The sequence below is a fragment of the Streptomyces bullii genome, assembly GCF_042657145.1.
Lineage (GTDB): Bacteria > Actinomycetota > Actinomycetes > Streptomycetales > Streptomycetaceae > Streptomyces > Streptomyces bullii.
In genome coordinates, this window is the sequence record NZ_JBHSNY010000004.1 from 256127 (window position 1) to 277885 (window position 21759).

At 69.5% G+C, this 21759-nt stretch carries 18 protein-coding genes and 1 pseudogene; 8 read left to right on the plus strand and 11 right to left on the minus strand.

From position 1 onward, the window contains the following. Positions 1-17 precede the first annotated feature (17 nt). From ACFPZJ_RS12520 to ACFPZJ_RS12555, 8 genes are all read left to right on the plus strand, one after another. Entirely contained in the window at positions 18-1139 is a 1122-nt protein-coding gene (locus ACFPZJ_RS12520; protein ID WP_381020523.1) for an aldo/keto reductase, read from the plus strand. Then, positions 1136-1930, plus strand: a complete 795-nt coding sequence (locus tag ACFPZJ_RS12525; RefSeq protein ID WP_381020526.1) for an endonuclease/exonuclease/phosphatase family protein — start codon at positions 1136-1138, stop codon at positions 1928-1930. Before ACFPZJ_RS12520 ends, ACFPZJ_RS12525 begins: the two co-directional genes overlap by 4 nt. Then, positions 1927-3807, plus strand: coding sequence for an aminotransferase class I/II-fold pyridoxal phosphate-dependent enzyme (locus ACFPZJ_RS12530; RefSeq protein WP_381020529.1), 1881 nt, complete (start codon positions 1927-1929; stop codon positions 3805-3807). The genes ACFPZJ_RS12525 and ACFPZJ_RS12530 overlap by 4 nt, the downstream gene beginning before the upstream one ends. Further along, positions 3804-5105: a formyltransferase family protein gene (locus ACFPZJ_RS12535; protein ID WP_381020532.1), complete on the plus strand. Its 1302-nt coding sequence runs from the start codon at positions 3804-3806 to the stop codon at positions 5103-5105. Before ACFPZJ_RS12530 ends, ACFPZJ_RS12535 begins: the two co-directional genes overlap by 4 nt. Beyond that, positions 5102-5785 carry a hypothetical protein gene (locus ACFPZJ_RS12540; protein ID WP_381020534.1) on the plus strand — a complete coding sequence of 228 codons (684 nt, stop codon included), beginning with the start codon at positions 5102-5104 and terminating at the stop codon, positions 5783-5785. Before ACFPZJ_RS12535 ends, ACFPZJ_RS12540 begins: the two co-directional genes overlap by 4 nt. After that, complete coding sequence (locus tag ACFPZJ_RS12545; protein ID WP_381020537.1) at positions 5782-6594, plus strand: endonuclease/exonuclease/phosphatase family protein; 813 nt, start codon at positions 5782-5784, stop codon at positions 6592-6594. Before ACFPZJ_RS12540 ends, ACFPZJ_RS12545 begins: the two co-directional genes overlap by 4 nt. Before the next feature lie 100 nt (positions 6595-6694). After that, entirely contained in the window at positions 6695-7375 is a 681-nt protein-coding gene (locus ACFPZJ_RS12550; RefSeq protein WP_381020539.1) for a nucleotidyltransferase family protein, read from the plus strand. A gap of 293 nt (positions 7376-7668) precedes the next feature. Then, positions 7669-8052, plus strand: coding sequence for a hypothetical protein (locus ACFPZJ_RS12555; protein WP_381020541.1), 384 nt, complete (start codon positions 7669-7671; stop codon positions 8050-8052). Between the two features lie 384 nt (positions 8053-8436). Here the strand turns inward: ACFPZJ_RS12555 and ACFPZJ_RS12560 are convergent, their stop codons facing one another. The 11 genes and pseudogenes from ACFPZJ_RS12560 to ACFPZJ_RS12610 all read right to left on the minus strand — a co-directional run bounded on the left by ACFPZJ_RS12560 (position 8437) and on the right by ACFPZJ_RS12610 (position 21735). Beyond that, positions 8437-9927 carry an NUDIX domain-containing protein gene (locus tag ACFPZJ_RS12560; protein ID WP_381020544.1) on the minus strand — a complete coding sequence of 497 codons (1491 nt, stop codon included), beginning with the start codon at positions 9925-9927 and terminating at the stop codon, positions 8437-8439. 56 nt (positions 9928-9983) lie between these two features. Continuing rightward, positions 9984-11120: an NUDIX hydrolase gene (locus ACFPZJ_RS12565; RefSeq protein ID WP_381020546.1), complete on the minus strand. Its 1137-nt coding sequence runs from the start codon at positions 11118-11120 to the stop codon at positions 9984-9986. Positions 11121-11181: 61 nt separating this feature from the next. Continuing rightward, positions 11182-13117 (minus strand): annotated as a pseudogene (locus tag ACFPZJ_RS12570) (ATP-binding cassette domain-containing protein). Between the two features lie 234 nt (positions 13118-13351). Beyond that, positions 13352-14464 (minus strand): hypothetical protein, encoded by a 1113-nt coding sequence (locus tag ACFPZJ_RS12575; protein WP_381020548.1) that lies wholly within the window; start codon positions 14462-14464, stop codon positions 13352-13354. 4 nt (positions 14465-14468) lie between these two features. Beyond that, positions 14469-16514 (minus strand): methyltransferase, FxLD system, encoded by a 2046-nt coding sequence (gene fxlM, locus ACFPZJ_RS12580; RefSeq protein WP_381020553.1) that lies wholly within the window; start codon positions 16512-16514, stop codon positions 14469-14471. A 36-nt stretch (positions 16515-16550) separates the two neighbouring features. Further along, a complete protein-coding gene (locus ACFPZJ_RS12585; RefSeq protein WP_381020556.1) occupies positions 16551-17621 on the minus strand; it encodes a lanthionine synthetase C family protein in 1071 nt (356 codons plus the stop codon). Then, positions 17618-19657 carry a lantibiotic dehydratase family protein gene (locus ACFPZJ_RS12590; protein WP_381020557.1) on the minus strand — a complete coding sequence of 680 codons (2040 nt, stop codon included), beginning with the start codon at positions 19655-19657 and terminating at the stop codon, positions 17618-17620. The genes ACFPZJ_RS12585 and ACFPZJ_RS12590 overlap by 4 nt, the downstream gene beginning before the upstream one ends. Before the next feature lie 90 nt (positions 19658-19747). Further along, complete coding sequence (locus ACFPZJ_RS12595) at positions 19748-19933, minus strand: FxLD family lanthipeptide (RefSeq protein ID WP_381020560.1); 186 nt, start codon at positions 19931-19933, stop codon at positions 19748-19750. 124 nt (positions 19934-20057) lie between these two features. Beyond that, positions 20058-20525, minus strand: coding sequence for a DUF6082 family protein (locus tag ACFPZJ_RS12600; RefSeq protein ID WP_381020562.1), 468 nt, complete (start codon positions 20523-20525; stop codon positions 20058-20060). Positions 20526-20599: 74 nt separating this feature from the next. Then, positions 20600-21175, minus strand: a complete 576-nt coding sequence (locus tag ACFPZJ_RS12605) for a DUF6624 domain-containing protein (RefSeq protein WP_381020564.1) — start codon at positions 21173-21175, stop codon at positions 20600-20602. Continuing rightward, positions 21172-21735 carry a hypothetical protein gene (locus tag ACFPZJ_RS12610; RefSeq protein WP_381021296.1) on the minus strand — a complete coding sequence of 188 codons (564 nt, stop codon included), beginning with the start codon at positions 21733-21735 and terminating at the stop codon, positions 21172-21174. The genes ACFPZJ_RS12605 and ACFPZJ_RS12610 overlap by 4 nt, the downstream gene beginning before the upstream one ends. Between the last annotated feature and the right edge of the window lie 24 nt (positions 21736-21759).

The window sequence follows — 21759 nt, forward strand, 5'->3', positions numbered from 1 at the left end:
CGAAAGGCGAGAGTTAGATGTACGATCCCGCAGCTGCCCCCCTGGTCGGCCGGCCCGTGCCGCATCGCGTACTGAACGGCGGGCTGACGGTGTTCCCCTTGGGTGCCGGGTGCTGGCCGATCGGAGGTCCGGGTAGCAACCGCGGGGTTCCGATGGGCTGGTCCACCGCCGAGGACACTGCCTCCCGCGAAGCGCTCGAGACGGCGTACGAACTCGGCGTCAACCTCTTTGACACTGCCGACGTCTACGGGCACGGCCACTCCGAGCGCCTTTTGGGCGGCCTGCTGCGACAGGTCCCGCGGGCTTCCGTCGTCCTATCCTCGAAGGTCGGCTATTTCTCCGGAACAGCGGCCCACGGCTACCTCCCGTCGCACATGCGTCGCCAACTGGAGACAACGCTGGAAAACCTGGGCACTGACCACCTGGACATCTACCATTTCCATCACCCCGACTTCGGCCCTGGCGATCGTCACTTGGAGGCGGCCATCGCTCAGATGCGGGCCTTTCAGGCAGAAGGTCTTATCCGGTGTGTGGGCCTGCGCGGTCCGCACCGCCTGGCGAGCGAGCGAACGCAGCTGACTTCTGATGAGCGGGAGGATAAGCATGCCCGTTTTCGTCGTCTCTTCAAGGCCGTACGCCCGGAGTTTCTCGCAGTTCGCTATAACGCGCTGACGCCGTCCCCGGGCCCTGGACAGGAGGACCTCTTTGCATTTGCCGCTGCGCACGGCACGAGCGTTCTGATCAACAAGCCTCTGGGGCAGGGACTATTGACAGGCAAGTACCGCCCGGGTGAGCCGACCCGATTCGGCGCAGGCGACCACCGGCTGCGGAAGCGCTGGTTCACCCCTGCCGCGCTCGATGTGGTTCACCAGGGACTAGACCCTCTCCGACGACACTTCGGCCCCACGACCGCAAACCTGGTCCGAGCTGCTCTGGGTGCCTGCTTGCGTTTCGGCGAGCACACCGCGGTCCTGGCCGGATTCACCTCCCCCGGACACGTACGGGAGAACGTAGCTGCCGTCTATCACCAGCTGAGCGCAGAAGAGCTGACACTGGTACTAGCCACTGCTCAGTCCCTGCAGCACCAGCTGAACACGATGGGTGAGGTGTTCGTGGACGAGAAGGCGGCCTCCCGGTGAATGCAGCCACACTGGACCTGCTGGTGTTCAACACCCAGCACGCGTCCCCTGACCGCGCGATTCGTCAGGCTGCTTGGCTCGCCGCTGAGCCGAGGGTCGACGTGTTGGTCCTTACTGAGGTTGGTGCTGGTCTCGGAGGCGCCACCCTGATCAACGAGCTCACCACCCTTGGCTACTCATATTGGCACGCACTGCCCACGGCCGGCCGTGATTACCGCACAGTGCTTGCCTGCAGGTACAGGCTGGAGCCCGTCGACGCGTGCATCAGATTTCTGCCACACCGAGGGCCTGCGGCGCTGCTACGGCCGGACGGCCAGGTGCCAGTAGGTCTGTGGGGTCTATACGTCCCTTCGCGCGGTTCACGGGAGCGCCGCAATCAGGATAAACGCGCCTTCCAGCAGGCCGTTGTCGAGGCGCTGCCCGGGCTGCTGAAGCGGTTCCGGGATGCCTGTGTGGTTATCGCTGGCGACCTGAACGTCGTCGAACCCGACCACATCCCCGCCCACCGGGTCTTCGGACGCTGGGAATACGACTTCTACGAGGCATTCGGACAGGCTGGACTCACTGACGTGTTCAGCCACCTTCTACCGCACGATCGCGGGCATTCCTGGTTCGGCCGTACCGGGAACGGCTTCCGATTCGACCACGCCTTCACCAGCACACCTGAGCGCGTCTTGGCACGTGTCTACGATCACGCGCCGCGCGATCTGCGTCTCAGCGATCACGCCTGCCTCCGGCTGCGTCTCGATATGACCGACCGACCCCTCCCTCGTAAAGGAATCCCTGCATGACCGCGCCGTTCATCGTCCTTGAAGGTCCGGATGGAGCCGGAAAGACCACCCTGGCCCGCTCGGTGGCCTCGCTGCTGGCCCACCGCGGGCTGCGCCACCTAGATCGCCGCCAGATAGCCGACACCTCGCCCTTCGTCGCCCATCTCATGGAGCAGCTTGCCAACATGCTCTGGAGCTCGGGTGACAGCCGTGACCTAACTGACGACTTCTGGGCGCACCTGCAAGCATCCTGGTTCAGCGCGCACGGCCAGCATGTGGTGAGGCCCGCCCTCGCAGACGGACCGGTCATCGTGGACGGCTGGTACCACAAGTTGGCGGCCAAGCTGTCAGACCAGGGCTGGGCCGATCCCGACCTGGACCGGCTCTTCGCCAGGGTGCGCCGCCCGGATCACGTCATTCTGCTGCGTACCTCCCCGAAGGCCATGTGGGAACGCCGACAGGGAACCCTGCGCCCCACCGAACTCGGCATGCACAACAGGGAATACACGGAACTCGGCGAGCAATCCTTCCTGGACCATCAACAGCGCACGCTCGACAACCTGACAACCACTGCCGAGAACGAGGGTTGGCACATCGTGGATGTGCCCGACCAGGAGGATGTGAAGGAGACCGCCGCACGACTGGTCTCGCTCATCTCGGGCATTCTCGATACCTCGGCGGCGGCCGCTCAGCCCGCTGGCTCCGAGGGATTCACCGCTCGCTACGTCTGGCCCAACCCGACTTCTTCCCTCAAGAGCGCCGTGCTGAAGCAGATGAGCCGCTCCCTATCAGACCGGGACGGTCGAGGCGTCATCGGAGAGTTCGAGCGGGCCTTCGCCGCCTTCATCGGTACTGAGCACGCCGTCGCGATGTCGTCGGGCACTGCGGGTCTGCACGCCATGTGCGCGGCCGCCGGCCTGACTGAGGGCGACGAGATCATCGCCCCCGCCTACACCTTTTTCGCCACGGCCACGCCGTTCGCCTACGAAGGCGTACAGGTGAGGTTTGCCGACGCGGACGCCTACGGCAACCTTGACCCCGCGTCCCTGCCCCGCCTGCTCACCGAGCGTACTCGCGCCGTCATCGTCACTCACATGTGGGGCGTTCCGTGCGACATGACCGCCATCAAGGCCTTTTGCCGAGACAACGGCCTGCTCCTGCTTGAGGACTGCTCCCACGCCCACTTCGCCAGTTGGGACGGGCAACGAGTGGGCACCATCGGTGACATGGCCGTCTTCAGCACCAACCAGAAGGCCATCACCACTGGTGAGGGCGGCGTTCTCGTCACGAACAACCCTCACTTCAAGGAACTCGCCCTGCTGCACGGGCAGTACAACAAGCGCTGCTTCCAGGAGATCCCCGCTGACCGACCTCATGCGGCCTACGCACTCACCGGTATGGGTCTGAAGTCGCGCTCCACCACGCTGGGCGCGGCCATCGGCATCGACCAGCTTGCTGCGGCGACTGACATCGAGTCTCGACGCCGTCACATCCTGGACCGGTTCGACAAGGCGCTGGCTGGTAACCCCGCAGTCTCTCTCAGTCGGGGAGCTGAGGGCCGCAGCGAGCTCGGGCTGTACGTGATGGGGCTGCGCTATGACGCGACTGCGGCCACTTGTTCCATGGCTGAATTCGTCGATCGCCTCACCGCTGACGGTGCTGACTTCGACATCCCCGGCTCCACTGGTGTCATCGCTCACGAACCCCTCTTCCACCGTACTCACCGGGCGCAGTCTTGGACCGAGGTACCAGACGTCAAGGCCAGTGACTTCCCGGGCGCGGACGCCTTTATCCGCTCCTTCTTCAAGGGCCCGCTGTGGGGTTATCCGGGTGACGAGGCATCGGTCGAGCACCAACTCGCCACGCTCACGCGGCATGCCGCCGCCGTCGTCCGATGACAGCCATCGCCTCCGTCCTCCGCCTGCAGGATCTCGTTGACGGAGACGTGTTCGTCCCGGGTCTCTTCGCCGCCCTGGGCGAGGAGGCCGGCCCGGCCCTGCCACAAGCTCAGGGGACACCCAGCAGCGGTCCGCCTGCCGGACTGTTTCGGCTGCGTACCGCCACCCCTGCAGTCCGTTCCGCAGCGCATGACTGGTTGCGGAGCGGCGACACACATGACGAGCGACTCCTGCATGAGGCCGAAACGTCCATGCTGTTCCGCCCGCCCGTCCACGAGCGGGCCCGGGCTGCAGATGAGGAACTCATAGGACTGTTCCTCGGTGTCGCTGATTCCTGGCTAGCGGTCGCCGAGCGGGAGCAGGACCCGCGCTACCTCAACGCGGCACTGAAGTTGATTGCTTGCGCCATTTTGTCGGGCCGTGCCGCAGGCCGCGGGCGGGTGGCACGCGAAGTGGTGGCGTCCGCACACAATGGGCTCGCCCGTATCGCCGCCGCGATCCCGCCCACCCTGCCTCCTGTGCCATACGCCGAGCCGAACGGGTTGTCGCCCAAGGGCCGAGGGGCAGAAGACAGCCGCATCGTCGTGCTCGCGGGTGAGGGTTCCCGGGGGCTCCCGTTGTTCCTGGACACCGCACGGCGCAGCGGTTTCACGGTGCACGGCGTCCTGCACCACGCGCCTGCACCTGGTGGCGTCCCTGCCGACAGCGCGTATGCCGCAGCCTGGTATCCGGAGCCCCGCAACGCCGCACGTGTTCGCGCCTTGCCAGAAATCCCCATGACGCTGCCGCAGCGGCACCTCGCGCACGGTGACTGGGACGCTGCTGCCGAGCAGTTGGCGCAATGGAACACCGGTCTGCTTGTGCTTCTGGGCATGGACGTCGTCCCACCCCTGGTGCTAGGCGTTCCTGCGGCTGGCACCATCAACGCCCACAACGGTGAGTTGCCCGCCTTTCGCGGCATGGATGCTGTCGCCTGGGCGCGCCTGGCGGGCCGTCACCCTGTCTGCAGCGTCCACCGGGTTACCCCGGCCGTGGACGCGGGCGAGGTTCTAGCCTCCGCTGTTGTACCAGCCGACAGCGCGGACCTGCGGGCCGCGGTCAAAGCATCTCAAATCGCGCTGCTGGCCCGTACGGCGGCGGACTACGCAGTAACCGGAGCTCTGTCCGTCGGCAGGCGCCAGGACCAGAGTGCGGCGCGTCGCTGGTACCGGATGCATCCGGCGTTGCGCCGCCTCCTAGACCGGCACTACACCGACCTCGCCCCCTCGACCACGACCTCTGAGGAGTCGTCAATATGACCACTAGCATTCTCCCGCTGCCCTCCCTGCACGGACTGGATTGGGACGACATGGAGGCGGTCTTCCCGGCAGCGGAGGAGGCTTTCGCTGCCCTCACCGCAGACCGCTGGGCGCTGCTGCTGAGCCTGCTCGACGCGGTGCCGACGGACCCTGAGCTCTCCGAAATGTGCGAGACATACGACTTCCTCGACAAGGTCGTGCTGCACAACGACAAGGAGCACGGCTACCGCATCCGCGCACACCTCTTCCGCGAGGGCTACTTCGACCGTCCGCACGACCATCGCTGGCCTTTCGCCTCGATGATCCTCACTGGCTCCTACCGCCACACCCAGTACGGCGACAACAGTGGCTTTGCCGACGTCGACCCGAACGACCTGCGACCGCTCTCCGTCCGTACCGAACGCCCCGGCGACTGGTATGCCCTGCATCACACTGCTGTGCACTCGGTCAGTGCCGAAGCGGGAACCCTGTCGCTGGTGCTCCGAGGTCCCGCGGTCAAAGACAGCTTCCGCATCATCGAAACCGACCGCAGCAGCTCCTTCACCGTCAAGGGTGCCGCCCAAGAGACGTCCGAGGAGCGCGCCGCCAAACGCATGACCGAGGAACGCCTGCGTACCACCATCGATATCATCCGTGCCGGACGCCCCAACGGCCTGGCTGCCGGAAGGGCACCGCGATGACCGACGACGTGATGCAGGGGCTGCTCTTCGGGTCCTCACACGACGTCGTCTCCGACGATGTTGCGGAGCGAGAAGTGCGCCTGCTCACCCTCAACGTCCAGGGTTCGCCCGCCACCCGCCGCGACGACATTTTGGAGTGGCTCTACGGGACTGAGCACAACGTTCTTGTCCTGACGGAGGTGAGGGTCAATGACAGCGGAAACCGCCTGATTCAAGAACTCGAGAGCAGCGGCTTTCAAGCCGTCCGCGTCCCTGCGGGCCCAGACGACCGCTACCGGAGCGTCATCGCTACCAAGGGCTACGAGGTGCAGCCTGTCAAAACCAACGACAGCACGCCTCGCCTGGCTATCGCCCGGCTGGCCACGCATTTCGGGCCGTTGGATGTAGTGGGGCTGTACTCAGTCACCAATGGCATGAGTGTTGACAGCAGCACGGCCCGGCGAGAGTTCCAGAAGCGCATCCTTGAGACTCTCACCGAGCACAGAACAGCTCACTCTGGGACTCCCCTCCTGATCACGGGTGACCTCAATGTACTGGAGCCCGGACACCAGCCCGTCACGGACGACTTCGAGGAGCACGACTACGCCTTCTACAGCGGTCTCCTGGGCCTGGGCCTGGTCGACGCCTACCGGCACATTCACCCCCAGGGTACCGACCTGAGCTGGTACGGCCCTATGGGCGGACAGCGCCTCGACCACATGCTGATTGACGAGTCTCTCTCCCACAGGCTCGCCGATTGCGGCTATACGCACAGCGTGCGGACGCGGCGGATCAGCGACCACTCAGCCATGACAGCTCTGTTGAAGTGATGACGGGGCGCGCCGGCGCAGTGCGGGTCACGCTCCCAGATTGAGTGGGGCCCGCACGCTGAGTGCATGGGGGACTGCCGGATTATGGGAAGCTTGATCGGTGGCTCTCTTCGACTACCGCTACTTCTGCGCTCCGAACTACCCCTGGGACTCGCTCACTGCGACCGATCTGCCTGCACTCGCCGATGCTCCGTCCATCGAGCAAGAGAGAGCGTTCGTGGCGCTGGTGCTTCGGAATCCTGATGTGAGAGCCGTACTTGAACGTGTCGCAAACCTCGGTCTCCCCCCGTGGTACCTGACTGCAGGGGCGTTGTTCCAAACGGTCTGGAACGTCGCCGCAGGCCACGCCGACCTGAGCCAGGGAATCCACGACTTCGACCTCTTCTACTATGATGCCGAGGATTTGTCCTACGAAGCAGAGGATGTGGTGATCCGACGCTGCTTGAGCAGTGTTGACGGCTTGGGCGTGGAGCTTGAACCTCGCAACCAAGCTCGCGTGCACCTCTGGTACGAGGAGAAATTCGGGCGCCCCATCGAGCCGTACCGCAACCTGGAGGAACCCATCTCCTCCTTCGCGTTCACATGTTGCTCTGTAGCTCTCTCACTGAGACCAGACGGCATGCTGACCACGTACGCCACACATGGCTACGCTGACCTGTTCCGCGGCGTCCTTCGCCCCAGCCCGGCCAGTATTGCGCCGGACGGCGTCCGCTGCACCAAGGCGGCTGCCTACCGTTCGAGGTGGCCGCACTTGGTCGAAGCACTCGCCCTGGGAGTGTAGCGCCGACCCTACGCAAGGACGCCACAATAGGAGATCCGCGAACCTATCGCCCGCCCGTGCCCAAGCAGCCTGCTGAAGCTGCGTGCCGGTGGGCGCGACTGGACGCAGAGTCGACAATCATGTCCGGCGTTTGCCCCTCCTAGGGCGCCGGTTGTCCATGATCGCGCCCCGCTCTGGGGGCAGATCGAGCTCAACTGCACGACCCGTACGGCGCCGTACCCACGCGGCTGGCCGGGAGCCTGCGGACGTTGCCGAGGGGCGGCTACCTGTTCCCGTAGCCGCTGGGTCTCATCGTGCTGGGCCGCGATCTGGGAGACCGCGAGGGTCTTGAACGCGGTGAGCTCGGCCAGGGCTTCGTCCCGCTTGGTGACCCGATCCTTGAGCTCGGCGACCTGGGCCTGGAGCCGTTCGATCTGCCCAGCCCGGGGGTCGACGATCTCGCCAGCCTGCTGCAGAACCGCAAGGCGCCGTTCGAACCCCTCGGCAAGGTGCTGGTAGGGGCCTGGCCGGGGGTTGCCGTCCCGGTTCTTCTTCGGGTAGAAGCCGGTCAGGGTGACGCCGGATTCGGCGGCCAGGGTCTTCAGGTCGCACTTGCCGCCGGGCGGGAGTTCCCCGCGCAGCAGCCGTCCCATGGCCGCTTGGATGGCGTCCTCGTTGCGCGCGGTCGCTGTCGCTGATTTGTCCCCTCAGCAGGGCGCCGATGTGGTGGAAGAGGAGCTGTTGCTGCTCGGGCGGGTGTGCGATGCCGTGCAGGGGCCGGCCGGGCACCGCGGTGATGACGACGGCCCGCAACGTGCTGTCGGCGGTCACGCGGGTCGGAGTCGCTGTTCCGAGGCTGGGGACCCAGCTGCGGTACGCGTCCACCTCGCGGTGGTGGAACCGCGCGTTCTGGTGGATCTTGACGTACCAGACCCCTTCTTGTGCTCCGGCGGCCCGCCACCCCCGGCTGCTGTCGCGGTCCCAGGAGGCGTCCGTCCAGGTGACGATGGGTCCCACCGCCTGCTCGGCGAGCTGTCGCACTTCCTCGGGCGGGAGGTCCGGGTGCGGGGGCGCGGCCGTGCTCATGCCCAGCCCGTTTCGGAGTAGAGGCGGCCGGCGCGGATGCCCTCGATGGCCACCCGGGTGTAGGGGACGAGGTCGTCGGGGAGCGCGGCCGGGTCCCAGAACTTCCACTGGGTGCACTTGTCCGGCTCGCGCAGTTCCGGCTCGCCGCTCCAGGTCCGGGCGCGGAAGAACAGGCCCATGCGGGGCCGGTCCCCGGAGCGGTCGATGTGGTGGACGACGTGGACGAGTTCGACGTCCTGGCGCTCGATGCGCAGGCCGGCTTCCTCCCGTGCCTCCCTGATCAGGCAGGTGATGGCGCTCTCCTGCTCGCAGTGGCCGGCCAGGACGTGCCAGGTGGACGGCGCGAACGCGGAGTCGGGGTGGCGCAGCCCGAGCAACACCGTCCCGTCGGGCCGCTCCAGGTAGAGGTGGACGCCGATGACGTTGAGGACCGTGCCGTGCGGCGAAGCTGGGCGACGCTCCTCGTGCGACGCGAGCCCGCTCTGCGACGCAATGCTGGAAGCGTTGGCCGGGAGGCTGGCGGCGTGGCGCCGTACGAGGTCGCTGGTGGTGTCTGCGATGCGCAGGCGGTGGAGGTCGTCGGGGGCGAACCAGGCCAGCATCACCCCTTCCGTCAGGCGGAGTTCGCGGGGATCGCCGTTCCAGTGCCCGGCGTAGATGGCGATGGGCACGCTCGCGCCGGCGTTGTCGGAGGCGTACTCGGTGCCGAACGGGGTCAGGTCGGCGATGTCGAGGCCGGCTTCCTCGGCCAGTTCGCGCCGCACGGTGTGTTCCAGGGTGGCGTCCTGGGGCTCTCGGCCGCCGCCCAGCAGGGACCACATGCCCGGCTCCCAGATCCGGCCGGGGAAGTAGTCGCGCAGGTGGAGCAGGTACTCGCCGCGGTCGTTGTAGATCAGGGCGGAGGCGTTGGCCGTATCCGATTCGGTCTTGGGCGGAAGCTTGAGCAGCTTCTCGCGCAGTGAGGGGGAGGTCACCCTGTCCACGGGACGCCACTCGATGCCGCCGACCTCTTCTTCCTGCAGCACCACGGGCACATCTGTTGCGGGGTGCAGGCGGAAGAGGAACCGGAGGTCGAAGTGCTGGTGGCCGGGTTCGCCTTTGCCCGGGTGGGCGTCGATGTCGTGGATGTCGATGTCGAACGGCACGGCCTCATAGCCGGGCCACGGCGTGACGGCCTGGGGCGGGATCCCGGTCTCCTCGTGCAGCTCCCGCAGCGCCGCTGCTGCCAGGGACTCGTCGGCGGGCTCGGTGTGTCCGCCGGGGGCGAGGACCTTCCCGCTCGCCAGGTGCAGCACGTGCAGGACGCGGCCGAGCGGGTCGACGACGATCGCGCCGCAGGTGACGTGTCCGGTGAAGGTGGAGCGGCTGGTGATGTCGGTGGGACGTTCGAGGGCGTCCAGGAGGCCGCCGAGCTGCCTGCGCTCGTGAGGGTGGCGAGCGAGGTAGGTCTCGACGGTGGTGCGGATGTGGTCGTGCGACAACGGCATGGGGCTACCTCAGAGGGCCGTGGAGCGGGAGGAGTCGGGGCGGGTGCGTGTTCGGGTCAGCTCAGCCGCATCCCCTCCGCAGGGATCTCCTCGATGGCGGCGGAGCGAGCGGTGGGCAGGCCCCACCGCTCGCGTGCCGTCTCCGCCGCGAGCCGGGCTTGCCGCGCGCCGGGCGGGCCCCAGCCCAGCAGGGCGGCTGCCTGGGCGGGCGTGGCGAGCAGGCGGACGAAGGGGTGGCCGGTGGCGGGGTCGACGGCCGCCGGCCCGATGGCGGTGACCCGGGCGGCCAGGCGGAGCCGGGCATTGGGCCCCACCCCGCCGTAGACCTCGCCGGTCTCGTCCAGCACCCAGCCCAGTCGCACCGGATCGGTCAGAGTGAGCTGAGCTTCCTCGGCGGCTTCGCGGTGCAAGGTGTCCTCTGGCGTCGCGTCGGTCGTCTCCACGGTGCCGCCGGGCAGCATCGGCAGCGCACCCCGCGGGCCGGGGTCGGCCACCAGGACGACCCGGCCGTCGGGGACGAAGCACCACGCCCAGGCTTGCAGCACGGGCAGCTGCCCGGGGACGGGGCCGCGGTGGAGAGGGCTGTCCCACAGCGGCCGGTACCGGACGTGGACGTCATGGCGGTCCAGCGCCGGGACGTCGAGGATGTGCCAGCCATCGGCGAGATGAGCGGTGGCGGTGTTCCCGAGCCGGGCACGGTAGGCGGCGAGCATGATCTGCCCGTCCACGGGCCGCAGCCGCTGCACTGCGTCTCGGGTCTCCAGGAAGGCGTACTCGGATAGCTCCTCGTGCGGCAGGCGGATCGCCTCCACCTGGTCGGGGCGGAGGGTTCCCCCGTCGAAGATGAACCGGATCTCGCCGGGGCATGCCGTGGCGGGCTGGAGGTCGGGGTGGTGCGGGGAGAAGGAGTGGACGGCGAGCACGGCCGACAGGGGTAGATCCAGGCCCAGTTCCTCGGTGATCTCGCGCCTGCAGGTGACGTGCGGGTGTTCGCCGGCTTCGACGACGCCTCCGGGCAGCAGCCACGAGTCGTCCTCGCGGTAGGTGGGGTGCACCAGCAGGACTCGGCCGACCTCGTCGGTGATGATCGCGGCGGCGCCGAGCCACGCAGCATGCCGGGATGCGGCGTACTGCGCTGCGGGCAGAGCGGCACGCGGTGAGACGTGATCCGAAGGGGAGACGGGAGAGGTCACGTATCTCTGCCTTCCGAGACGGTGGACGGGCGAGTGGGCAGCGCGGAACGGCTAGGGGTGATCAGGGGGTGTCGCCGCTCATCCGGCGCTGCAGCTCCCACAGGGTCCGGAAGAGACCTGGCTGCTGTGTGAGCTGGGCGTATGTGCCTTCCTGGACGATCCGGCCTTGGTCCAGGACCACGATCCGGTCGGCGACGGCCACGTTGGTGAGCCGGTGCGTGATCAGCAGGATGGCGCGGTCCTTGGCCAGTTCGCGCAGGCCGGCGAAGATCCGGTGCTCCGCGCGGGCGTCGAGGGCGGCCGTGGGTTCATCCATCACCAGCAGCGCCGCCTGCCGGTGGAACGCTCGGGTGAGGACCAGGCGCTGCCACTGCCCGCCGGAGAGCTGCTGTCCGCCGAACCACTCGCTGGTCAACAGGGTGTTCAGGCCGGAGCGCAGGCCCGGCAGCATCTCCGCGGCGCCGGACGCCTCGCATGCGGCGAGCAGGGCGGCTTCGCTGGTGTCGCCCTGCCCGAACGTGATGTTGTCGCGCATCGTCAGCGGCAGGTACGTGAACTTCTGCGGCACCAGCGCGACGTGCTCCCACGACCCCCACGGGTCCAGGTCCGCGGTGGAGGCGTGGTCCCAGGCCACGTCGCCCTCGGTGGGCAGCAGCAGCCCGCACATCAGGCGCGAGAGGGTCGTCTTGCCGGAGCCGTTCTCACCGACCAGCGCCACGATCTCCCCGCGCCGCACGTGCAGGGAGACGTTGCTCAGGCTGTCCTTGGGGGCGCCGTCGTAGCGGTAGGTGACCTCGCGGACCTCGAAACGCTCCGGGGCCGCGGTCACGGGCGCCGCGGGAATCGGTCATGGCCTGGCCGTGGGCGTTGTCGAGGAAGTTCTGCCAGTCCTGCACGTACCAGCCGGTGCGCACCAGGCGTGCCCCGCCGTTGATGATGCCGCGCACCGAGCCGGTGGCGGTCTGGAGGGCGAAGACGGCGCCGCCGCCGGCCGCCAGGCTCAACCGCCCGGAGGCCAGGAGCCACAGCAGCGCCGCCCACACCGCGGTCGAGGCGATCCCGCCGGCCACTGCTCCTGCCAGCCCCATCCAGGCACCGGTGTTCGCGGCCTTGCGTTCGGCCGCGTTGACCGAGGCGGCCAGCCGCCGGTACCGGCCGATCAGGAAGGGCCCGGCCAGGCAGGCGCGCATCTCCTCACTGGACTCCTGATAGGCCATGTGCCAGCGCAGCTTGCCCAGCATCCTGCGCCGCCCGGAGGTCTCCAGCCCGGCCAGGTAGATCACGCGTGCGGAGCGCACGTAGGCGGCGGCCTGCGGCAGGCACGCGAGGAAGAGCAGAGGCAGGAGCAGCGGATGCAGGACGGTCAGGACGGTGGCGCCGGCCGCGAGCGTGGCGGTCGCCGCGAGGACGTCCTGCGCTTCTTCGACGAGGTCGGGGGTGACCTGGGCGCCGCGGTCGGCGATGTCGTAGGCGTCGTTGTAGCCGGGCTTGTTGTTGGCGGCCAGTTCCGCGCCGAGCGCGGCCTCGATCATCGTCAGCTCCGCTGCCCGGCCGAGCACCGGGCGCAGGCGGCCGGTCAGCCAGACGACGGCGATGCCCAGCAGCGCGCGCAGGCCGGTGGCGGCGGCGATCACGGCCAGCTGCGGGGCGGCGTCCCACAGCCGCTCGGTGATGCCGCCCGAGGAGATCAGCGCGGTGATCGTGCCCGTGACGGCCAGGAGGCCGAGGGCCGCGAGGACGCCGGTTGCGATCTGGCACACCAGCAGGCCGATGGTCGCGCCGCGGTCTACGCGCCAGGCCATCTGCACCGAGCGCCGCACGAGCGAGGGCAGGCGCCGCGCCATGGTGCGGGAGGTCAGCTGGGAGCCGGCCTGGAGCCTCGACTCGTCGCGGTAGAGGTATTCCTCCTCTCGAACACCGGCCTCCTGCGGTTCGTCGTCCGGCGCGGTCCCCTTTGGCGGTTGCGGCGGCTGGTCCTGCGTAATGGCCGAGGTCATCGTTCCCCCTAGGACGGTCGCTGCGGCAGAGTCGTGAGGTCTAACGACACGGCTGCGATATCGAACACACGTCATTCGGTCGTGCTGGGGAGCCTGCTATTTCCTGCGTCAGGGAACCCTGCGGGCGTGGGATCCCTGGTCTGGCTTGGAGCGGCCGCGGGCAGGAAATGGCCGAAACGCCGACACCGCCAAACAGCGTGGGCAGCACGGCGGGCCCATCCCGGTCGTCCCCTCCTAGCCGGGATCTGGTTCGGCCTGCAGCAGCCTTTCCAGCTCTGTCTCGGCGTGGCCGACCGCGCCCGTCAGAGCCTCATGGTGGTGGACGGACAGGACGCCGGATCCCAGTCCGGCCGCGGCGATCACCGCGTTCAGCGCGTCTGCCGCCCGATCGTCCAGGGCGGCCGCGGCGACGGGGTGGTGCAGTGCGTCTCGTGCGGCGTAGGCGTCGAGTCGGGCAACGCTGACCAGGGAGTCGAGTACGCGGGCGACATGGCGTCCGGTGCGGTCCAGTTCCAGGGCTGACAAGCCCGTCCGGGTCTGGAAGGCGGCGGTCGGCGGATCGGGATGGGCAAGGAGCTGGACGGCTGCATCAACGGTGCGGTCGAGGTCGGGTTCCGAGACGGGGGTGTCGTTGGGCCGACAGTGGGCGTGCAGGAGGAGGGCGATGGCTCTCTCCCAAGGCTCCGTGGGCTGGGTGGTGTCGATCAGGTCGCGGGCCTGCTGGTCCAGGCCCTGCTCCATCAGGGCCATGATCTTGATCTGGCGACCGTCGAGGAGCCGGTTGCCAATGCCCCGATGCCGGGCCATGGCGTCGGCCGCGTCGGTCCACCGCCCGATCTGGGCGAGGGCGCGGGCGCCGTCCACCAGCAGGGTGACGTACAGCTCCTGGCACACCGTGCGGTGGTCCTCGTCCGTGCCGGTCAGAGCAGACAGGTCGACGGTGCGGCCCTCGATGTCAGCCTTGTTCCGATGTCGGGCAGCGTCGTTGAGGCAGTACAACAAGCCGTAGGCGAGTTCGCCGTGGCCGGCGCGAGTCTGCAATCGGGAGAGGTTGACGAGCGGCATCAGCGACATGACGGCGACCCGTCCGCTGAGGCGTCCGGCGTCGGTGAAGACCTGGTGCTGGCGCCAGCACAAATCGGCGGCCAGGTCGGGCAGGCCGACGTCGGAGGCGATGAGCGCGGCGTAGTTGAGGACCCCGCAGGCGCGGGCCACCAGGTCATGGTGGCTCGCACCTGCGGGCGCGACGGTCAGCCCGGTGAGGTGGTTGATGCGCTCGGCCAAGGGGAGCGCGGGCGCCTTGGTGCGGCGGACCAGGGGGATGCGGCTGGCTATCGCGGGAATCATCGGCTCAGCCCTTGCGCGCCCAGTCGACGACCAGTCGGCTGTAAGGCTTGTCGACGACGAAGCGGGCGTCGTCCGCCGTCAGCCGGTCACGCGAGTCCGCGACGGCCATCCGGAAGCCCGGCTCGGGGGCGTCGTTGCCGCCGGTCGCGTCCCAGGCGCGGATCTCGCTCACGACGCGCTCGGCGAGGCCGGCGCCGCCCTCGCCGTGGCCGATCACGCCGACCTCCCAGTACCGGCCCTTGTCGTCCTCGCCCTCGCGGATGGTCAGGTACGCGAGCGACCCGCCGTCGAGGGCCGCCATGGAGCCCCACCCGAAGTGCGGAGTGAACCCGGGGCGCTGGCCCGGCAGCCGGGACAGGCCATTGGGCAGCACGCAGGCCAGGTACAGGTACAGCCACTCCCACGCCGAGCCCTGCCGGAACTTCACCCCGGTGTAGAGCTTGGTCTGCTGCTCGTCGAGGACCGTGCGCAGCGCCTCGCGGTCGACGTCCTGCTCGCTGAACGTCTCCAGGCGCACGGTGCCCTCGCCGGCCATCGGCACCAGCGTGTACACGTCGTCGCAGACGCCCTTGCGCAGCGGGATGAAGGTGGCCATCTCGCAGGAGACGGTCTTCCACGTGTCGCCGTCGCGTTCGAAGGCGAAGCTGCGGGAGATGCTGCCGCGGATACGCATCGGCAGGACCAGGCGCCCGCCGGGGGCGAGCTGGTCGAGGATCTTCACGGGCACGTCGCCGGCGCCGACGGTGAAGATGATCCGGTCGTAGGGGGCGTGCTCGGGCAGCCCGGCCGCGCCGTCGGCCATCACCGCGGTGGCGTTGTCGACGCCGGCCTCGGCGAGGTGCTGGCTCGCGCCGGAGACGAGGTCCTGGTCGACGTCGAGGGTCCACACCTGCCCGCCTGGGGAGACGATCTTGCCGAGGAGGGCGGCGTTGTAGCCGGTGGCGGCTCCGGCTTCCAGGACCTTGTGGCCGGGCTGGGCGCCGAGCTGTTCGAGCTGGGTGGCGACGATGGACGGCGCGGAGATGCAGGAGATCATCTCCCCGTGCTCGTCGTGCTTGATCGGGACCGCGTCCTCCTTGTAGGCGCTCTCCAGGTCGACGCCGGGCAGGAAGGCGTGCCGGTCGGTGGTGCGGAAGGCGTCGACGGCCGCCTTGCTGCGCAGATGGCCGCTGCCGACGAGCCGCTGGACGAGGGATTCGCGCAGCTCGGTGGGGTCGGTTACGGGTGTCACGGGGGTCTCCATTCGAGGGAGGCTAGGGTCCGCGGAAGCGGACTTGCGGGTAGGCACGTCAGCTCCTTCTCCGGTGGAGAAGGCGACGTGACGGCCGAGCCACGCGGTGGCGGCCTGCGCTTCGGCAGGCACGCCTGCGCGGTTGAACGCGAAGATCGCGTGATGGGCGATGACGCCCCGGATTCCGCGTATCAGTCGGCCGTCAGCGGCGAGCCGGCGCAGGCGGCGGCCGGCGTCCTCAAACGCGGCGACGCGCTCGACCCAGCCCGGCTCCGGCGTCGGGCGCAGGGCGGCGTCCGCGTTCATAAGCCGCCGCATTGCGGTGACGGCTGTCTCCAGCGCGGGCCCCTGGGGCGGGGCGACGGCGGGCCGCAGGGCAGCCCAGCGGGCGTACACGTCTCCGGCTTCGAACGGGTCCAATCCGGCCTCACGGATCATGGCGGACAGCAGCATCACGCTGCGCTCACGTGCGCCGGGGAGGCCGGTCTCGGCGAGCGCGGCCGGGCTGTCGGCGCAGAAGACGTCGTGCGCGACCTCCATGCCCTCGGGGCCGCCGAAGGCGTGCGTCTCCGGCTCGTACATCCCGCCCGTCCAGCCGGTGATCACGCGGTCGGCGACGAGTTGGTCCAGCAAGTCGTTGGCGGGTTGTTCGGTGCGCAGACGCACACCGGCGTCCTTGCGCAGGAAGTGGAAGCGGCGCCCGGACAGCGCGGTCGCCAGGGCCCGGGCGGCGTCCGCGTGCTGGTCGGGGAAGGCCACGGAGGCGTGCCACCAGGACGTGTCCGGGGGGATCGGCAGGTTCTCGTCGTCGAAGGTCATGGGCAGAAAACTCCTTGCGAGGCGGCGGGGAGAGGATCAGGTGAGCAGGAGGACGCGGGTCCAGCCCGTGATGTCGGTGCCGTTCAGGGCGAGTTGGGCGCCAGCGCGGCCTTCCATGAATCCGGGTTTGGGTAGGTGCTCCCAGTCGTCGGCCAGCCGTCGGTGCAGGTTCTGGATGATGGGGGTGAAGCGTGCGGGCGCGGGGCTGTCGGCGGCGACCGCGCGGGTGAGGGTCAGCAGGCCGGCCCAGCCGTGGCAGAGCGTGGAGTCGGTGATGCGGGCTAGCCGCAGCGGGTCGGTCAGGATGGTCTCGACGGTGTCCTCGGCCGCCCGGCGGCGGGCGGAGTCGCCGAGGGCGAGCGCGGCGAGCTGCTGGGCGCGGGCAATGCCGGGCTGGCCGTAGCACCAGGACTGGCGGGCCGGTTCCGGCGCGGGAGGCTGCTGGGCGTCCAGGTGTGCTGCGGTGGACCAGTAGTGGGAGCCATGCCGGTCGAGCCAGGTGGCGAATGTGCCGACCGCTTCCTCCTGGCCCGGGACGTAGACGCCGGCGCGCAGGGCGAGGGAGAGCACGGCTAGGGGCCCGGCGATGCCGTGGGCCATGCCGTTGTTGCCGTGCCCGCCGGCCATCTCCTTCCCGTCCGGGCCGACCGCCGACCACCACCCGGGCAGCATCCGGCCTTCACTGCGGGCGGGGTGGGCGAGCGCGACGAGGTAGGCGATCACGTCGGGCAGCCGGGGCGCGATCGGGCGGCGGGACAGCAATAGTGCGGCGAGTCCGGTCAGGCCGCGGATGAGGTCCCATTCGGCGAGGTGGGGTAGCGCGCCGGCCGCCTGACGTCGGTGGGCTGCGGCGAGCCGGGTCTCCACGACGCGGTCGACGGCCGCGCGGACGTCGTTACCGGCCGCGTGAACGCGATCGAGGACGAATTCCAGGGCGGGTGCACCGTGGAAGAGGGATGCATTGCTGCCGGTGCTCACTCCCCGCCCGATGGATTGGGCGAGGTGGCGGCGGGCGGTTGACAGGTCCCGGCGCTCGATGTCGAGCAGGGCCATCCCCAGGGCGCCCTCGGACAGGTCCTGCGTACGGGGCACGATCGGCGTGGTCATGAGCGCCTGGCCAGGGGGACGACGATGCTGTGGGCCCGGCCGCCGATCCATCCGTCGGCGTCCGGCGGGGGCGCGTCGTGCAGGGTGGCGATGCCGAAAGGGCTGGCGTCCAGGTGTGCTCGCAGGAGGTCCAGGTCGACGTCGCGGGTGAGGTCGAGGGGCAGCTGCTGGTCGTCCTCGGCGAGCAGGACCCGCTCCGGCACCCGGAACCGGGCACGCCAGGCATGGAGTTGATCTGCCCACTGCCGGAGTGGTGCGGTGCGGGCGGGCAGTGCGCGGCTGCGGATCTTCCACCGGGCGGCGGTGAGGATGGTGCGCCGGTAGGTGAGCGCCGGGGTGAAGGGCAGAGTCCAGGCGGCGCCCCAGTCGAACCAGGTCACCTGCGGTGAGATGGCCCGGCTGACCTCGCCGAGGAAGCGGGCCATCGGCGGGGTGTAGTGGTTCCACAGGAAGTTGATCGCGGTCGGGGCGAGCAGCTCCAGCCGTTTCCCGGTCGCGTACTCCATCAGCTGTGGGCGGCCTTCGGTGATGCAGACCGCGAGGTCGCGGGGGAAGAGGACGTTCGGGCCGGGGTGGCGAAATTCGCCGACACTGACGACGCGGGGCAGTGCCTGCGGCGCGCGGGTGAGCAGGTCGGCCGGCACCCGCCCGGCGTGAAAGGACAGCTGTGCGAGTTCCGCCTCCGGATCGATGGTGGGCAGGTGCGCGTACGCCTCCTCGGCGCCGGGGAACAGGTGCCAGAACCGGCCGGTCATCGATCCGGCCGAGCGGGAGACGGTCAAAACGCGCAGCCGGAAGTTGCCCCGGTCCAGGGCAGGGACGGAGGTGGCGTGGACCTGTGCGGCCAGTTCGAGGTGGGGCGCCAGGCCATGGGGCTTGCCGCCGGCCGCTGCTTCCAGTTCCTCGATCATCGCCCCGGTCAGCGCCATGGTGCGGTTGCCTTCGGCGGCGGCGGTGCCGGCCAGCTCCAGCAGCAGGCGGTCGCGCCGGGACATCGGCCGGGGCGGTTCGTTCGCCGTGACGAACCCTGCAGGGAAGCCCAGGCCCCGGTCGGGGTCCGTGGCCACGTCCACCGGCACCGCGGTGTTCTCGCCGTAGCGCTCGGAGAACTGTTCGATCCACCGCCGCCAGGTCGGTGTCCCGGTCGGATGGGTGACCAGGCGGGCCAGGACGGTCGCCGCGGTCTCCACTTCGGTCAGTACCTGCTCGGGCAGCCGCACGTCGGCGTCCAGCCGCAGGTCGCACGCTGCCCGCAGGCCGGCTGCCTGAGCGCATGCTGCATGCGGTAAGACGTCGGTGGGGTCGGCGACGGTGGCGGGCGCGCGCAGTGAGGAGCGCAGCAGCCGCACCCGCAGCAGTTCACCGAGCAGCCGGTCGCGCGCGGTGTCGCTCACGGAGGGGAACTCCGCGGCCAGCTTGTCGGACAACTGGCGGTACCCGATCGGCGATCGGGCCAGGCCGAGGATGAGACGCAGCGCGGGGCTGAGAGCGAGGCGGAACTCGGCGTCACCCTCGGACGGCACGTGGATGTGCTGATCGCGCTGCCGGATCAGGGTGTTGACGCAGACCTCGGCGTCGCCCATGCGGGCGGCGTCGCTCTCCCAGGCGCTGAGGACTTCCTCGAGCCCGACCGGCTCGGGGCGGGCCACGGTTTGATGCTCGTCGCCGAAGCGGACTGATGCGGCCTGGCCGAAGGCGAGCGGAGCAACGCCGGCGAACAGGCCGTATGGGGTGGAGCGGCGTGCATAGCGGATTGCGTAGCGGGCCGTGGACAGTGCCGCCCGGCGCATCCGTCGCACCTTCGGCGTGCGGCCGTCGATGATCGCCAGCACCTGCTTGGCGAGGTGAGGGCTCGCCTGCGACACGGTCCTGCGGAAGTCAGCGTCGGACCATACCGTGCTCAGCCACGCGCGCCACTCGTCCATGGGCGCCGTCGACGCCGGCCAGGGCGGCATGACGGGCTCGGTCGTGTGCACCGCGGCGCGCAGCATGGCCTGCCCCGCGGCCTCGTACAGGCTGGGCCGGTGCCGTGTCATCAGTGCTCTCCTCATCTCCTGGCGTGACGGGCGGGGGCGGGGCCGGACGGGGAGAGCCCCGTCCGGCCCGCGCTGCCGGGGTGATCCGGCTTACGAGGTGGTGCAGGCGCTGGGGCAGGAGCTGCCGCAGGTGTCGCCCGTGCTGCACATCAGGACTGTCTCGGTCGCGGGGGTGCCCTCGACGAAGGTGATGTCGAGTTTGAACGGGTCGGCGTCGGTCTTCACGAGGTCTGCCTGTGCGGGGGCGGTCGGCCTCTCGGCCTGGATGGCGGTCATGCATGCCTCCTAGGAGTGGGTGGTGCGGGATGCCGAGGCGCGGTCGGCCCCGGGGTCTGCCACCAGACCGCGACGACCGGCGAAGGCTCCTGACCGGTCGCGCGCCTGGGAGTCAGTGGTGCCGTCAGGCTGCTGCGGCCTGCGCCTGCGAAAGTTTCTTAGCGGCCTGGTCCAGCACCCGGGTGAAGTGCTCGCCCTGCTCATCGCCCTCGGCCTCCTCGGCTCGGAGGCCGCCGAACCGCTGCCAGTAGCGTCGGCAGACGTCGCTCTCCATCAGCTTCGCGGCGTAGAAGGGGAGTTGTCCGGCACGGACGAAGCCGAGGCGGTCGCGAACGCTGAGGATGCAGATGAGCTGCTTGGCCTTGAGCAGCTGCATGTACTCCTCGACGTCCATGCCCTCGGGTGTCCAAAGCTTGGCGAGGTCGGGGTTGGTGGACAGCTGTGCCAACCATTCGAGCTGGTTGCGGGTGAGGAACGCCTCGTTGCGCTCGGTCTGGTGCCGCGCGTCCTGCCTGAGACGGGTGGCTCCGACCACGGCGGTGGTGAGGGAGAGGGCAGCACCGGCAGCGAGGACGGCTGTGGTGAGCTTCATCAGTCAACGATCCTTTCGCAGGGAAGAGTGCCGGCCTGGAGGCCGACTGGTGGAGAACCCGGGGTTCCGCATGTTCACGCGGCCCCCGTGAGGACGACGGTCGGGGCTTCGTCGGCGGAGTGGTCTAGCGTGTAGCGGCGACGCAGGGCCTGGAGAGCGACAGCAATCGGCGGCAGACCCACGGTGGCCCTGCGCGCGTCGACCGACGCCGGCGCGTCCAGGGGGCACAGCTCGATCCCGTTGGCGCTCAGCAGGAGCTGGGTGCCGTACTCCTGGTCGCGCCCGCTGGTGATGAGGGCGCGGTCGCGCAGGTGCGCCCAGTGCTGGACCAGCGCGTCGCCGGCCTGGACCGCACGTCCCAGCAAAGTGGTGGCGGCGCGCTGGAAGGCCGGGTCGTCGTCGCTGTGCAGGGCGATACTCCAGGCGGCGCGGGCCCCGTCGGGACCGACGAGACGATGGCCGGGCCAGTCGTGATCGGCCAGGATGCGGCTCAGGAACTTGGTGTCGGCGTGGTCGGCATGACGGCCCTGACCCACTTGGACGGCATCGAGCTGATTGCGCACTCGTTTCGCCCGGCGCGCGGCCGACTGGGCTGCGCGGGCGATCAGTTCGCGGGCGAGGTCGGGGCGCTGGGGTTCGGCGGTCGTCACGCGCTGCCCCGATCGTCCGGGGTTGTCTCAGGCGCGTGGACGCGGCAGCCGATGAGGGCGCTCAGCCCGGACCGGTGCTCGGCGGCGAGTTCGAGGCGGGCGACTCGGTCACCCTCTCGTCCTGTGCCGGAGCCCTGGATGCTCCAGCCCATGTCGGTGAGCCGACGCAGAAGGCCGGCGATGGGGTCGGCGTCCCGGGGGTGGCGGGCCAGGGCCTCGGCCCGTACGAGGGGGAGGCCCTGCCGGGCGGCGAAGTCGGACGCCCACAGGGTGACCAGCCGGGTGATGTCGTCGGACTGATTGGGCAGGGTGTGGACGCAGCCGAGGAAGAGGCAGGGGCCCTCGCCCCAGCCGAGGCTGGGGTCGCGCTCGGGGATCATGCAGGCCAGCAGTTTCCCGTCCTCGAACAGCCCTGCCGACCTGGTCTGCGGGTCGCGGAAGAGGGCTGGGATGTCGGCTTGAGCGGGCACCGGAAGACCGCGAAGGACGAGCCAGCGCTGGCGGTCCTGGACGAGGGCGGCGGCCTCCTCACGCTCGGCGTCCGTGCGTAAGGTGCACATCTCGTATACGGCGGCCGGCGGTGC